Source organism: Kitasatospora sp. NPDC101447 (genome assembly GCF_044767225.1).
Taxonomy (GTDB): Bacteria; Actinomycetota; Actinomycetes; order Streptomycetales; family Streptomycetaceae; genus Kitasatospora.
Window position 1 is genome coordinate 58,768 of the sequence record NZ_JBIWNL010000005.1, and the last position, 14,053, is coordinate 72,820.

Sequence of the window (14,053 nt, forward strand, 5' to 3'; positions counted from 1 at the left end):
TCGCAGGAGAACCCGGCCGCGGGCTCAGGCCGGTACCGGCACGACCGCCCGCGCGGCTCGCTCCGCGAACTCCCGGTTGGCGAGCGTCTGTTCGCGGTACCGCTCGGGCAGGTCGGCGAGGGCCAGCAGACGGTCGCAGGCCTCCAGCGAGCCCTTCGGATCGCCGACCCAGTACGACGTGACGGAGTACTCGAAGAGCAGCCCCCAGCGGTACACCCAGGGCTGGGTGAACAACCAGTCGTCGGGCATCGCGCGGTCGAGGCCGGCCCGGGCGAAGGCGTGCGCGCTGTGGTGGCGTCCCATCAGGCGCAGGCGGGAGACCAGTTCGTAACAGGCCTCCAGCCGTTGCGGCCGGCTCTCCCAGGCCCGCAGCAGCGCCTCCATGGCCGACGGCCAGTCGCCCTGCTCGGCGGTCAGCACGCCGACCTGGAGCAGCGCGTAGTAGACCTCCTCCGCCCACGCCCCCATCCCCGCGCGCCGCCGGTACAGCTCGACGGCCTCGGCGGTGCGGCCGAGGTCGCGGAGGGTCTGGGCGAGGTAGAAGACCGTGCGCGGGTTGGCGGGGTCGCGTTCGAGGTCCTCCCGCAGCAGGCGTGCGTCGCGCTCGAACTTGTCGGACCGCGACCCGCCGTCGGCGAAGTGCTCGATGACCAGCGCGTCGAGGTCGGCGGACCGGTCCGCCTGATCCGTCGTCAGATACTCGTGGGTGGAGCCCTCGTAGCGCCAGGCCGTCGAGCCTCGGACCAGCCGCTTGATCCGGTACTCCAGGTCGGCGGCGTGGCGCAGCAGGTAGGAGTCGGCGGTCAGCTCCGGGAGCGGGCCCTCCTGCCGCACCACCATGTCCGCGTCGACGAGCAGCAGGTAGTCGGCCTTGCCGTGGGCGTGCCGGATGTTCAGCGTGCGGTTGTGCCCGAAGTCGACCCAGGGCTCCTCGTGCAGCTCGCCGGGGATTCCCGCGAGCGCGCGGCGGATCAGCTCCTGGGTCCCGTCGGTCGATCCGGTGTCGGAGATGACCCAGGTGTCGACCAGGTCGCGCACGGAGGCGAGGCAGCGTTCGATGACCGCCGCCTCGTCCTTGACGATCATGCACAGGCAGATGGTGGGCCTCGCCCCACGGGGGCGGGGGTTCTCGTGTGGTGCCACAACGGCCTCTCGGGGGTGGGGCTGCGGGGGCGCGGGGGCGTGGGGAGCGGCGGGTGGACGGAGCAGGGCAGGCGGAGTTCCGCCCCTGGTCCCGCGCGATGGGTCCTGACTCTATTTCGGCCGCGCTCGCGTTCCGCGGTCCAACACAGCCTCCCGCTGTCCGGGGGCGCCCCATGAGCACGGCCGGTGTGGGCCAGGTCGGTGATTTCCCGGGACGCCGCCATCCGGACCGCTCAGCTCACCGAATTATCGGAGCGCTGTGGCGGGACGGTCCGCCCTGCCGCTCTCCGAGGGAAATGAGGTGTACCGGGTGTCACCACGCAACACAGGGCCGAGGACGGCGGCGCAGGACCGCCGCGTGCAGCTGGCCGCGGGTGCGGCACTGCTCATCACGACCGTCGTGTCGACCGCCGGCACGGCTTCCGCCGGCGGGTTGTTCGCCTTCCAACCCCACCCCGGCGACCACCGGGTCGACGGCTCGCAGCACTGCCCGCCGGACCACGGGCACGGGCACTGGTTCGGCCAGGGAGACGAGCACGGCGGTGACGGCCACGGGGACGAGTGCAACCCCGCCCCGGCCGGGCCCACGGGGCCGACCGGGCCAACCGGGCTAACCGGGCCAACCGGGCCAACCGGGCCAACCGGGCCAACCGGGGCCACGGGAGCCACCGGCCCAACTGGCGCAGACGGCATCGGCACCACAGGACCGACCGGACCGACAGGTCCGACCGGAGCGACCGGAGCGACCGGGGCCACAGGTCCGACCGGCGCAGACGGCATCGGCGTCACAGGACCGACCGGACCGACAGGACCCACCGGTGCGACGGGAGCCAATGGGGCCACAGGTCCCACTGGCGCGATCGGGGCCACAGGAGCCTCAGGTGCAGCCGGCGCTACCGGACCCACCGGAGCCACCGGGCCCACTGGACCCACGGGAGCCGCGGGAGCCACCGGCGCGACAGGCGTGGGTAGCACAGGTGCCACAGGCCCCACCGGGCCCACGGGAGCCACTGGCGCGGTCGGGGCCACAGGAGCCACCGGGGCTACAGGTGCAACCGGGCCCATCGGGCCCACGGGAGCCACCGGCGCGACGGGTGTGGGCGCCACAGGCGCCACGGGACCCACCGGTGCTGTCGGCCCCACCGGCGCTGCAGGAGCCACCGGCGCCCAGGGCCCGTGCAGTTCGCTGGAGACCGCGGTCCACGGCCAGTTCCTCTACACCGGCGTGGTCAAGAACGGCGCCGTGCAGGTCGGCAGCCAGCCGCTCAACGGCTCGGGGGCCGGGACCACCACCTGGGCGTCCGCCCAGGCCCTGCCTGCGGGTGCCTCCCCCGCGTGCAGCGTCTCCGTGGTCGACCAGGGCGACCACGTCATTCTCCAGGCGATCACCACGAACGGTGTGGTGTACCAGACGAGTTGCACCTTCGCGAGCAACACGACGGCGGTGAGCTGCCCGAACCCGTGGGCGCTGCTCTCCTCGGAGCCCGCCCGGCAGTCGGAGTCGGGCGCTCCGCCGTTCGGCACCGAGCAGCAGCGCGGCCCGGCCCCCGCCGAGGGGGCACGGTCGATCAAGGTGTCCTGGGAGCCGTACGTCCGCCGCCCCTCCTGATCCGCCCTCCCGGACGGACCCGCCCGCCCCTGCCTGCCGTGTCGGGGGCGGGCGGCGTCCGGGAGAACGGGGCTCTCAAGGAGGCAGTCCTGAAGGCAGGGCGAGCCTGTCCCGCCCTGCTCGTCAGGGAGTGTCAGTCGCCGCGTACTCCCCCGTCAGGCCTGCGCGGGCCAACGCCCGGATGATGGCCGGCCCGTCCGACGAATCCCGGTCCGACGAGTCATCGTGGCAGTCGGTCCGGACCAACCGGTCAAGCAGCTTCTGCGGCTCCAGCCGGTAGGCCTCCGCGTCGGCCAGGAGGCTGTCGGCGCTCGCCCCGCCGACAGTGCGGTCCAGGTTGGCCGTCAGTTCGGCCAGTACCTCGCTGCGGTCGATGAAGGAGCTCATGCCGCAGTCCAGGCCGTCGTCGTCGAGGTCGTCCGGGTACGGCGCCCGGGCCCAGGTGCCGTTCTCGTACCAGTAGACGCACCCGATCTCGTACGCTTCGATCCGGTCCCGCAGCTCCTCGTACGGCAGCCAGTCCGGGCCGCCCGCCAGCACGTCGATCGCCGGCTCGTGCCATTTGACGCCGCTGGCCTCGTCCTCGCCGTAGAGCACGAACCGGCCGTCGCCGCCCTTGGACATGACCCACCAGGTGCAGCCGCAGTCGTCCCAGTGCAGGCCCTCGTCGTCGATCCACCGGCCGGTGCGGTGACGGGGCGGGCGCTCCTCGTCCTCGGTGGTCGCCCCGAGGGCTGCGAGCAGTGCCCAGCGCGCCCACAGCTCCTCGGCCGGCGGAAGGTCCTGCGGCAGTCCCGGCCGGTGAACGGTCATGTGTGGTGCCCCCGTGTGCGTTTCGATGGTGATCGCCGCACACGATACGGTCCGACACCGACACGACCGGGCTCCGGGCCCGACGTGAAGAGGCCCCGCCCGGCCGCGAAGGGGAAGCGGCCGGGCGGGGGGACCGGGGAGCAACGGGGTCCTGGCGTCCGGGGTGGGGACGCTCGGGGTCGGGACGCTCGGGGTGGGACCCCGGGGGCAGCGTTCCTCGGTCAGCAGGTCACGGCCGCGCTCTCGCGCATGACCAGATCGGTGCGGCCGGGCGTGGCGTCGGCCCAGAGCACCCGGGTGCCGCGGTCGGCCGCCGGCATGTACTGGCCGCCCCGGTTGCAGGAGAACCGCTGCGGGGTACCGCCCTCGATCGGGAGCTGCCACAGCTTCGGCAGGTCGGCGTTGGCGACGCGCCGGCCCTTCGGCCAGGTGAAGGCGTAGGCGAAGGTGACGGCCTTCTCGGAGGCGGTCAGTTCGTCGATCTGGCGCGGCTGCGTGGTGCTGCCGGTCAGCAGGTCGCTCACACCGGAGCCGTCGAGGGCGCCTGAGCGGATCGAGGTGCCGCGGCTCCTATCGGACGGCGTCTCCAGCCAGAGCAGCCGCTTCTCGGTCAGCAGCGTGCGGACCGCCAGGGTTTCCACGGTGTTGCCCGCACCGCCCGCGACGTACTGGGCGACGACCTTGCCCGCGGAGAGCGAGTAGACGGTCGGCGCGTAGACGGTGCGTTCGCCCTCCTGCCAGCGCTCGGTCCAGGCGAGCAGGTCGCCGCGCAGCGAGAGGGCCTGCCCGTGGTGGCCGTCGGGCAGCGCGATCGGTGCGGCGGGCGCGCCGTTCACGGAGAGCCACGGCAGGGTGCGGCCGGTGCTGAAGTCCATCGCCTCGAAGGCGACGGTCCCGCCGGCGACCCGGACGCCCGAGAGCATCTGGCCGGTGGTGCTGTGGACGGTGCGCGTGGCACCGCCGTCGAGCGGGCGGACCAGCACGGACCAGTCCGGCCGGCCCGGGGTGGTCTCGCCCTGGGAGACCCAGGCCGCGACGGTGCCGTCGGTGGCGGGCGCGCTGTGCGAGCGCTTGTCCCCGACCGGGCTGAGCCGGACCGGCTCGGCGGAGCTGCCGACGGTCCCGGTGAGGATGCCGAGGAATCCCGCCTCGCCGTTGGCCATCACCCAGCGGCCGTTGACGACGTCGGGCCGGTTCTGGGTGCCCACGGTGAGCGAGCGCACCAGGGTGCGGCTGTCCATGCCGATCCGCCGCTCCCAGCCCTCCTTGATCCCGTGCGCGTCGAACGCGGCGGTCACCGTGCGGAGTTGGGCACGGGTGAGGCCGAGCGAGCGACCGGCGGCGAGCACCGCGTTGCGGGCGTCGACGAAGGTGTCCAGCGGGGTGAGGTACTCGGCGAGCGCCCGGTAGACCAGCCGGTCGGCGAGCAGCGGGTCCAGGGTGCGCCGGATGTCCCACAGCGCGCCGCTCATGATCGCCGAGTTGTCGTGCGAGGCGTCCTCGCTGAAGTGGACCGGGAACCCGATGTAGTCGTTCACGGTGCTGCGGCCGGTGTCGAGGCGGCGCGCCGCGCAGTCCTGCGGGGTGCCGGTGCGGCAGAGGCTCTCGCCGAGCAGGGCGGCCCGCGGGTCGGTCATCGGGATGCCGAGGGTGGTGGCCTCGACCGCGTTGCCGAAGTAGTCGGCGAGGGCCTCGTCGAGGGCGCCGGACTGGTCCCGCATGACGAGCTTGGCGGTGTTCTCGACGACGCCGTGCGTCATCTCGTGGCCGGAGACGTCGAGCGCGGCGGCGAACGGGTAGTACTTGGCGTTGCCGCTCCCGTAGGTCATCCGCCCGCTGCCCCAGTAGGCGTTCGCCAGGCTCTCGCCCCCGCTGGTCACGTTCACGACGGCGTTGACCGGGCCGCCGACGCCGTCGATCCCGTCCCGGCCGAGCCGGTCGCGGAAGAAGTCGTAGACGGCGCCGGCGTTGCGCTGGGCCTCGGCGGCGCCGATGGCGGCGAGCGAGGCCGGGAAGTCCGGGGTCGGCGAGCTCACCGGGCGGACCCCGTCGGGCAACGGGCCGCCCACCTCGTACTCGTCCCGGCCGCCGGCGTCGTAGACGGTCAGCGCGGTGGGCCGGGTGAGGTCGATCAGCTGGTAGGTGCCGTCCGGCAGGCGGGCGATGTTGACGCGGGTAGGACGGCCTTGGACGTCCGGCGCGGTTCCGACGGCGGGTTCGAGGCCGGCCGCCGGCGTAGCCGCGGCCGCGACGGCGGGCGCCCCGGCGGCGCGGGCCCGGACGGTGTGGGCGAGGGCGACCGCGCCGGTGGTGGCGTCCACGTAGATCTCGCGGGCCCTGCCCTCCCAGACCGTCCGGTCGGTGCCGCGCACGGTGTAGTGCCGGGCCAGTCGGCCGGTGCCGCCGGGCAGCACCACCGGACCGCCGTCCTCGGCGGTGACGCCGGTGCGGGCCGGACCGTCCTCGACGGAGGCGAGCGCGAGGCCGCGCAGCACCTCGTCCGGCAGGGCCTGGACGGTCGGGGCGGTCAGGCCGGTGAAGTACTTGCCGCCGACCGACTCGACGTGCTGCGCCTTGCCCTCCCCGGCCAGGTGGACCAGGTAGGCGGCGCCGAAGACCGGCAGGCCGCCGTACCGCTGTTCGAACCGGACGGTGCGCCGGCCGTCCGCCGAGCGCTCCACGCCGCTCACGACGAGCTGCGCCGGGTCGACCCGGTAGCGCTCCCGGTGGGCGGCGAGGTGGGCGCGGGCCGCCTCCGCGGCGTCCCCCGGGGCCGGCTCGTTCACGCCGGTGACCAGCTGCGGGGCGGTGGTGTCCGTGCCGGCGACCAGACCGGGCACGGGGTCGGTGTCGGCGGCCGGATCCCCGGCCGGTCCGGCGAGCGCCGGCGGCACGCCGACGCCGAGGCCCAGAACGACGGCCACTGCGGCACCGAGCAGCCTGGGCGTACGGGAACGGTGGTGCACTGCGGGTCCTCCCTCGGGAAAGCGGGGGTCCGGTCGCATGCCGGACCACGCGTGCGCAGCGGGCGCCCACCCCACGACTCGTCCGTTCTCCGGAGTCGGCCGCCCGCCATGTGACGAACATAGGTCATCATCCTTCATATGTCGATCAACTGCTTATGATGCCCGGCCCGTCGAGGTCCCACCGGGAGGGTGTGACAGCACGCCGCGCGGCGGCGCTGTACAGGTACGACCACCGCGCCGGACGCCCACCAACGATCAATGGGGGGCATCCGTGGTCATTCCTGCACCGACAACGCTTGGACTCGATACCGTGCCCGTCACGTCGTACGGCCCGTGGCCGACCACCGAGGAGCAGTCGCACCCTCCACTGGTCCCGAGGTACTTCCCCGGCGTTCCCCCCGTCGGAGCCGGCGCGGCCCCGACCGGGCACTTCGCCCCCGTGGACGGTCCGGCCGACGACCTCTCGTGGTCCGACGACGCGCACGGCCCGTCCACCGTCGAACTGCCCGCCGTCACCGGCGCCGTGGACCAGCAGGCCGCCACCGATGTCGCGGACCGGCAGGCCCCGCCCGCGCCCCCGCCCGTGTTCGTCGACGCCTCCGGCCGACGTCAGCGCCGAATCCGCCGGCTCGGGGCGGTGCTGGCCGTACCGGCGGGCGGGTACCTCGTGCTGCTGGGCAGCACGCTGCTCGGCGGCCCCACCGTGAACGCGCCGTTCCTCCCGCTTCCCCAGCCGCCGGCACCGACTGCTCCCGCGTCGGCGGCCACTCCGTCCGAGGCGCCGTCCGACCCGCCGGAGGCAGCGGACCGGCCCAGCGCACCGCCCGCGGTGGCGCCCGCCGCCCGCCGGACCGACACCGGGTCGGCCGGAGACCACCGCCCCCAGGCGAACGGCGCGCCCTCGCCCGGCGGGTCCGGCACGGGCACACCCGGCGCCGCCGACACCGGCTCCCCCGATCCCGTCACCGTCCCCACGTCGGCGCCCAAACCGACACCCGCCGCCCCGTCCGGGCGCGGCCGCCCGACCACCCCGCCGGGCAACTCGGGCAACAAGCCCGTCAAGCCCTGACGCCCCCACGCCCCCACGCCCCCGCGCCCCCGCGCCCCCACGCCCCCACGCCCCCACGCCCCCGCGACACTCCCCCGCCCCGGACCCGAAAGCAGCACCATGAGCACAACACACCGACGACGACGAGCCCCCGCACGCACCCGCGGGGGCCGACGAGGAGTCGTGCGGCAGGGCCCGCTGCGCACCCACTGGCTGCTGCTCACCGCCCTGCTGCTCACCCTCTCCGGTGCCCTGCTGCTCCAGGGGTACACCCAACACAGCTTCGACGACCGCCCCGACCAGTCGGCCGCACACACGAGCGCGACCACCGTGCCGGAGGCGATCCGCGACGGCGGTCCGGTGATCGACGCCGCCGGACCCGAGCCGCGCAGCGCCACCCCGAAGCCGGGAACCGTCGCCCTCACCTTCGACGACGGCCCCGACCCGACGTGGACGCCGCAGATCCTCGACGTCCTGCGCCGGGAGGGGGTGCACGCCACGTTCTTCGTCGTCGGCACCCAGGCCGCCGCCCATCCGGACCTGATCCGCCGGATCGTGGCCGAGGGCCACCAGATCGGCGTGCACACCTTCACCCACACCGACCTCGGCGCCGCGCCCGACTGGCGCCGCTCGCTGGAGCTGCGCGAGACCCAGCTCACCCTGGCGGGTTCGGCCGGGGTGACCAGCTCCCTGCTGCGGCCGCCGTACTCCTCCCAGCCGGACGCCCTGGACGACCGCGGGTGGGACGCCGTACGGCAGGCCGGGCGAGCGGGATACCTGACCGTGCTCACGACCCAGGACAGCGAGGACTGGCGCCGGCCCGGAACCGCGCAGATCGTGCAGACCCTCGACGACGCCCCGGGCGGTCCGGGCCGGATCGTGCTCATGCACGACGCCGGCGGCGACCGCTCGCAGACCGTGGCCGCGCTCGCCGACCTGCTGCCCCGGTTGAAGGCCCGCGGCCTGCACCTCGCCACCGTCAGCGAGGCGGTCGGCCTCGCCGACCCCGTGCACGCGGCCGGGACCGCCGACCGGCTCCAGGGGACCGCGTTCATCTGGCTCCTCCGGGGCGGCGACTGGACGCTCACCGCCCTGGGCTGGCTGCTGTGGGCGGCGGGCGCGATCAGCGTGCTGCGGGCCGTCGCCGTCCTGGCGGCCGCCCGCCGGCACGAGCGCCTTCGGCGTCGGCCCTGGGGCCCGCCGGTCACCGAGCCCGTCAGCGTGATCGTGCCCGCGTACAACGAGTCCGCCGGGATCGAGGCCGCGCTGCGCTCGCTGCTCGCCTCCGACCACCCGCTGGAGGTGATCGTGGTCGACGACGGATCCACCGACGGCACCGCCGACCTCGTCGAGTCGCTGAACCTGCCGTACACCCGGGTCATCCGGCAGGAGAACGCGGGCAAGCCGGCCGCCCTCAACACCGGCATCGCAGCCGCCCGCGCGGAGCTGCTGGTGATGGTCGACGGTGACACCGTGTTCGAGCCGGACGCCGTCCGCCACCTCGTCCAGCCCTTCGCCGACCCCTCGGTCGGAGCGGTCTCCGGCAACGCCAAGGTGATCAACCGCGGCGGCCTGCTCGGCCGTTGGCAGCACATCGAGTACGTGGTCGGCTTCAACCTGGACCGCCGGCTCTTCGACCTCGCCGAGTGCATGCCCACCGTGCCGGGAGCGGTCGGCGCCTTCCGCCGCTCCGCGCTGCTGGCGGTCGGCGGCGTGGGTGAGGAGACGCTCGCCGAGGACACCGACCTCACCATGGCGCTGTGCCGGGCCGGCTGGCGAGTGGTCTACGAGGAGCGGGCCAAGGCCTGGACCGAGGCCCCCGCCTCGCTGGACGCCCTGTGGCGCCAGCGCTACCGCTGGTGCTACGGCACCCTGCAGGCGATGTGGAAGCACCGCGGCGCCCTCGTCCAGGGCGGCCAGGCCGGCAAGCTGGGCCGACGCGGGCTGCTCTACCTGTTGATGTTCCAGGTCCTCCTGCCCCTGCTCGCACCGGTGGTCGACGTGTTCGCGCTGTACGGGCTGGTCTTCCTGGACCCGGCGCGGATCATCGGCCTGTGGGCGGCGTTCCTCCTGGTCCAGATGCTGATGGGCGCCTACGCGTTCCGCCTGGACAAGGAGCGGCTCGGGCCGCTGTGGAGCCTGCCGTTGCAGCAGTTCGTCTACCGCCAGCTGATGTACCTGGTGGTGATCCAGTCGGTCTTCACCGCGCTCGCGGGATCCCGTCTGCGCTGGCAGCGGATGCAGCGCTACGGCACCCTCCGGGTCCCGACGGGCGGCTGAACCGGGCACGAGTGACCTGAAGCGGCGACGGGCAGCAGGGAACCGTGTTCCGGGGAGCGGACGTCCGGAACAGCAGATGATCAACTTCGGGGGAAACGTGAACACGCACCACCTGCCGTCACCGGGCGCGACGAGGGCCGACCGGACTGCTCTCTGCCTGGTCAGCTGGATCCTGACGGCCATCGCCACGTTCGTCTGGCTGCTGCTGGGCACACTGATCGCACTGGCGACCATCGGCCGTCACCCGGACCACTCGATCGACTGGGCCGCGGCCTTCGTGCTCCTGCCACTGGCCTGGACCGCCGGCGTGGCGGGGCTCACCTGGTTCGGCTACGGGCTGACGCGACCCGGGTCGGCCCCGAGATCCCGGTGGGCCTTGACCGGCTGCGGCGCATTGGCGGGGACCCTGTTGGGGGCGCTCGTGCCGACCGTGGGCCGGTCACCGCTGGACGCCGTCCTCACCCTGCTCACCGGGGCCGGGTGACCGCTGCAGACCGACCCGGAAAGCGACCGGGCACGGCCGGGCATGTGCTCGCTCCGACGCATCGCGGACGGACCGGGGGCTGACGGCGACGCGGGCGGGCCCCGGCTCCCGGCCGCGACGGTCCGCCGGGTCGGCGCCGGCGGACCTCGGTCCCCTTCCTGAGCCCTGAGCCCTGAGTCCTCAGTCCTCGCCCCAGTGGTCGAGGACGAGTCGACGGATCCGGGCCGGGTAGGCCTCGGCGAACGAGCTGTGCGGCATACGTCCTTGGCCGGGGGCGGGCTGGAGTCCGTCGTGGAGGACGACCGGGCCGGTCATGGCGGCCCGCTCGCTGTGGTGGTAGCAGTTCATCAGGGGGTGGATCAGGCCGTTCCACGCCTCCGCACGGTCGGTGGGGTGGATGCGGGTGGCCAGGGCCCACAGCAGGTCGGTGTCGTCGGCGGGGTCGATGTCGTCGTCGAGGACGAAGACCCGGGCGTGCAGTCTCCCGGTCCGGGTCACCGTGTCCATGACTTCGCCGATGCGGTGGACGAACTCCCGGGAGTCGGTGTCCGGCAGCAGTTCGCGCCAGTTCGCAGGGACGGTGAGCACCAGCCAGTGGGAGGCCGCGCGCAGGGGTGACCAGGCCGTGGTGATCGGCAGGCCGGCGGCGCGCAGGTCGTGCAGGACGTCGGCGGCGATGCCGATTCCGGTGACGGTGTGGAACTCGTCCACCGGGCGCCCTTCGGCGACGATCGGCCAGATCGGGTCATCGCGGTGGGTGATGCACTCGACGGTGTAGACGGGCTGGTGGGAGACCTCGTCGGGGACGTATCCGGCGAACTCCCCGAACGGGCCCTCGACGGCGGAGCGTTCCACGGACAGGTGGCCCTCGATGACGATCTCCGCACCGGCCGGTACTTCGAGGTCCGACAGCTCGCACCTCACCACCTCGACGGGCTCGCCGCGCAGCGCGCCGATGAAACCGGCTTCGTCGACACCGTCGGGGAGCGGGATGCCGCCGACGAAGGGGATCGCCGGATCGCCGCCCTGGACGAGTGCGTAGGGCATGGGCTTGCCGATCTTCACCCATTCCTGCCAGATGAGACCGATGTGCTGGGGCGGTATGACCAGGCCGGTCATGTGGGTGCCGTCGATCATCATGATGCGGGCGATCGACCAGTTGGTCCACGAGCCGTCCGGGGTGCGCGCGACGATGATGCCCCAGGTGTTGAGGTACCGGCCTCCGTCCTGCTCGTGGACGCGGGGCACCGGGAAGCGGTCCAGCGTCGCGTCCTCGCCGAGGAGGACGTTCTGCTTGCAGGGGGCCTCGGCGCGGGGCACGCGCCGGGTCGGCACCGGAGGCATGTCGCGGGTCGCCGCCAGCGTGTCCACGAGCTGCGCGGCAGTCAGGTCCGTGGGGAGCCCCAGGGAGAGCGCGACACGGGCGAGCGGTTTGCCGGGGACGGAGCTCAGCGAAGCGGGTGCGCCCATCAGGCGGAAGCCGGGCTCCGCCCCGCCGACGTTCTCGAAGAACGGCGCGGGAGCGGTGCGCTCGTAGGAGAGGCGGGTGATCGCCGCGGCTTCCAGGTCCCAACTCACCTCGCGCTTCACGCGTTTGAGGTCGCCGAGGGCTTCGAGTGCGGCGATGTGCTCACGGAGGTCCTTGCGGTGGTTCACGGGTTCGGTTCCTTCACTGGTTGATCCGGAGGGCCGTCGGGCGCGTGGTGGCAGCGGCACGCATGCCTTCCCAGCGCCGGGCCCGTGTGGAGTCGATGCCGAACTGGTCGCAGATCCTCGCCACGATGTGGTCGACGACGTCGTCCACGGTGGCGGGATGGTTGTAGAACGCGGGCATGGGCGGCACGATTGCGGCGCCCATGCGGGCGAGGGTGAGCATGTTGTCGAGGTGGATCTCGCTCAACGGGGTCTCGCGGGGGACGAGCACCAACTTCCGGCGCTCCTTGAGCGTGACGTCCGCGGCACGGGCCACCAGACCGTCGGCGTACCCGGTGCGTATCCCGGCGAGCGTCTTCATGCTGCACGGGACGATCACCATCCCGTCGGCGGGGAACGAGCCGGAGGCGATGGGCGCCCCCTGGTCGTCGGGAGAATGGACGGTGTCGGCCAGAGCCGAGACGTCGCGGGTGCTCATCCCGGTCTCCAGTTCGACGGTGGCCCGCGCCCAGCGCGTCAGCACCAGGTGTGTCTCCACATCGGGATGCCGGCGCAGTTCCTGGAGGAGCCGGACCCCCAGGACGGCTCCGGTCGCTCCTGTCATTCCGACGATCAGGCGCACTGTGTCTCCCTGTGCTCTCACGGTCGCTGTGCTCTCACGGTCGACGGACGGCCCGCGGGCAGGGCCCCGTCGCTCTGCCGGGTCGTCCGGTCATCGGGTCGTCCGGCCGTCGGGTCGTCCGGTCATCGGCTCTTCGGGGCTTCGGCCATTCCGGGCGTCGGCCCCTCGGAGCTTCCGGGCGTCGGCTCGTCAGGCGTTGGTGTTGAGGGTGTCGTCGAGCCAGTCGTAGATGCGGGCCTGGGTCAGGCGCATGGCGCCGGGGTGGCAGTGGGCGCCGGCGCCTTCCTCGGCGGTGAACACCATCAGGTCCTTGGGGCAGGTGAGGTGGTCGTAGAGCTGCTCGGGCTGGCCCTTGAAGAACATGTCGTCCTCGGCATCGCAGACCAGGGTGGGGCAGCGGATCTGTTCGGCGATGCCGCCGGCGAGGCTGTAGTCGAGGTAGGAGGCGTTGAAGGCCCGCGGGGTGTCGACGCCCATGACGTACATGCCGTGGTTGATCGCCCAGCGGGCGATCGGGTCCGTGGTCATGATCTGGTCGAGGGCGGCGTCGAGTTCGGGGGCGGACGGGGCGCGCAGGAGCTGCTCGGCGTCCTCGCGGGTGCCGGGGATGTTGCGTACGGAGGTCTGGCCGAGGTCGTAGAGGCCGTCGACGGCGACCAGCGCGGCCAGGCGGTGTTCGAACGCCGCGGCCCTGGGGGCGAGGACGCCGCCCATGCTGATCCCCAGCAGCGCGATGCGGCTGTCGTCGACCTCGGGGAGGGTCCGGGCGAAGTCCACGACGGGGGTGATGACGTTCTCCCAGTCGGGGCGGAAGACCAGGCCCTCGCGGTGGCGCGGCCCGGGCATTCCGGGGCCGTCGAAGACCAGCACGGTGTAGCCGCGCTCGACGCCGGCCAGCGCGCCGAAGAAGTGCAGTTCCTCGGCGGTGCCGTCGAAGCCGTTGTGCATGATGAGCGTGGGGCGCGGTGTGCCGGAGTCGTCGGCGCGGTAGAGGTAGCCGGGCAGGGTGGTGTCCTCGTACGGGATCTCGACCGGCTCGATGACCGGGGTGAACAGTGCGGCCGCCGACCGGAAGCAGGCCACGCTGCGCTCGTAGGCGTGGTCGTGGCGGGGGTCGCAGGGGTGGCCGTGGAGGAAGAACTCGGCGGAGCGGTAGTAGTTCGAGGCCCGCAGGAAGGCGTCCCGGGCGCTGACCGTGTGCCCGGCCGCCAGTGCCTTCCCGGCGTCGCGGGAGACCCGGTCGGCGGTGGCCAGCCACTCGGTGTACCAGCTTCCGTAGTCGCCCTCGGTGATCCGCTCGGCGGTGGAGACGACCTCGCCGAAGTCCGCGCCGCCGTAGGCGATGTGGCTCATCGAGCGCAGGGTCTCGTACCAGAACTGGATGTTGTTCGGGAACAGCAGCTGCTTCATCACACACTCCCCTTCACTCACAAGC

General features: G+C 73.2%; 10 protein-coding genes. 4 read left to right on the forward strand and 6 right to left on the reverse strand.

The genetic code is table 11. The features are described from left to right. Nucleotides 1-24: 24 nt before the first annotated feature. On the reverse strand, nt 25-1,086 hold the full coding sequence (locus tag ACIRST_RS09185) for a glycosyltransferase (protein WP_402801064.1): 1,062 nt from the start codon (nt 1,084-1,086) through the stop codon (nt 25-27). A gap of 1,153 nt (nt 1,087-2,239) precedes the next feature. Between ACIRST_RS09185 and ACIRST_RS09190 the strand changes: the two genes are divergently transcribed. Further along, nucleotides 2,240-2,752: a hypothetical protein gene (locus tag ACIRST_RS09190; protein ID WP_402801066.1), complete on the forward strand. Its 513-nt coding sequence runs from the start codon at nt 2,240-2,242 to the stop codon at nt 2,750-2,752. 123 nt (nt 2,753-2,875) lie between these two features. Here ACIRST_RS09190 and ACIRST_RS09195 read toward each other — a convergent pair whose 3' ends face one another. Then, the gene (locus ACIRST_RS09195) at nt 2,876-3,565 is read right to left on the reverse strand and encodes a hypothetical protein (RefSeq protein WP_402801068.1); all 690 of its coding nucleotides are present in this window, start codon (nt 3,563-3,565) and stop codon (nt 2,876-2,878) included. 221 nt (nt 3,566-3,786) lie between these two features. Then, nucleotides 3,787-6,531, reverse strand: coding sequence for a M4 family metallopeptidase (locus tag ACIRST_RS09200; protein ID WP_402801070.1), 2,745 nt, complete (start codon nt 6,529-6,531; stop codon nt 3,787-3,789). Nucleotides 6,532-6,841: 310 nt separating this feature from the next. On the opposite strand from ACIRST_RS09200, the gene ACIRST_RS09205 reads away from it, so the two are divergent. From ACIRST_RS09205 to ACIRST_RS09215, 3 genes are all read left to right on the forward strand, one after another. Next, a complete protein-coding gene (locus ACIRST_RS09205) occupies nt 6,842-7,600 on the forward strand; it encodes a hypothetical protein (RefSeq protein ID WP_402801073.1) in 759 nt (252 codons plus the stop codon). Nucleotides 7,601-7,699: 99 nt separating this feature from the next. Next, on the forward strand, nt 7,700-9,859 hold the full coding sequence (locus ACIRST_RS09210; RefSeq protein WP_402801076.1) for a bifunctional polysaccharide deacetylase/glycosyltransferase family 2 protein: 2,160 nt from the start codon (nt 7,700-7,702) through the stop codon (nt 9,857-9,859). A gap of 97 nt (nt 9,860-9,956) precedes the next feature. Beyond that, nucleotides 9,957-10,343 (forward strand): hypothetical protein, encoded by a 387-nt coding sequence (locus ACIRST_RS09215; protein WP_402801078.1) that lies wholly within the window; start codon nt 9,957-9,959, stop codon nt 10,341-10,343. 180 nt (nt 10,344-10,523) lie between these two features. Here ACIRST_RS09215 and ACIRST_RS09220 read toward each other — a convergent pair whose 3' ends face one another. From ACIRST_RS09220 to ACIRST_RS09230, 3 genes are all read right to left on the reverse strand, one after another. Continuing rightward, entirely contained in the window at nt 10,524-11,999 is a 1,476-nt protein-coding gene (locus ACIRST_RS09220) for a UbiD family decarboxylase (RefSeq protein ID WP_402801080.1), read from the reverse strand. A 13-nt stretch (nt 12,000-12,012) separates the two neighbouring features. Continuing rightward, complete coding sequence (locus tag ACIRST_RS09225) at nt 12,013-12,618, reverse strand: non-oxidative hydroxyarylic acid decarboxylases subunit B (RefSeq protein WP_402801082.1); 606 nt, start codon at nt 12,616-12,618, stop codon at nt 12,013-12,015. Nucleotides 12,619-12,807: 189 nt separating this feature from the next. Then, complete coding sequence (locus ACIRST_RS09230; protein WP_402801084.1) at nt 12,808-14,028, reverse strand: alpha/beta hydrolase family protein; 1,221 nt, start codon at nt 14,026-14,028, stop codon at nt 12,808-12,810. Nucleotides 14,029-14,053: the final 25 nt, after the last annotated feature.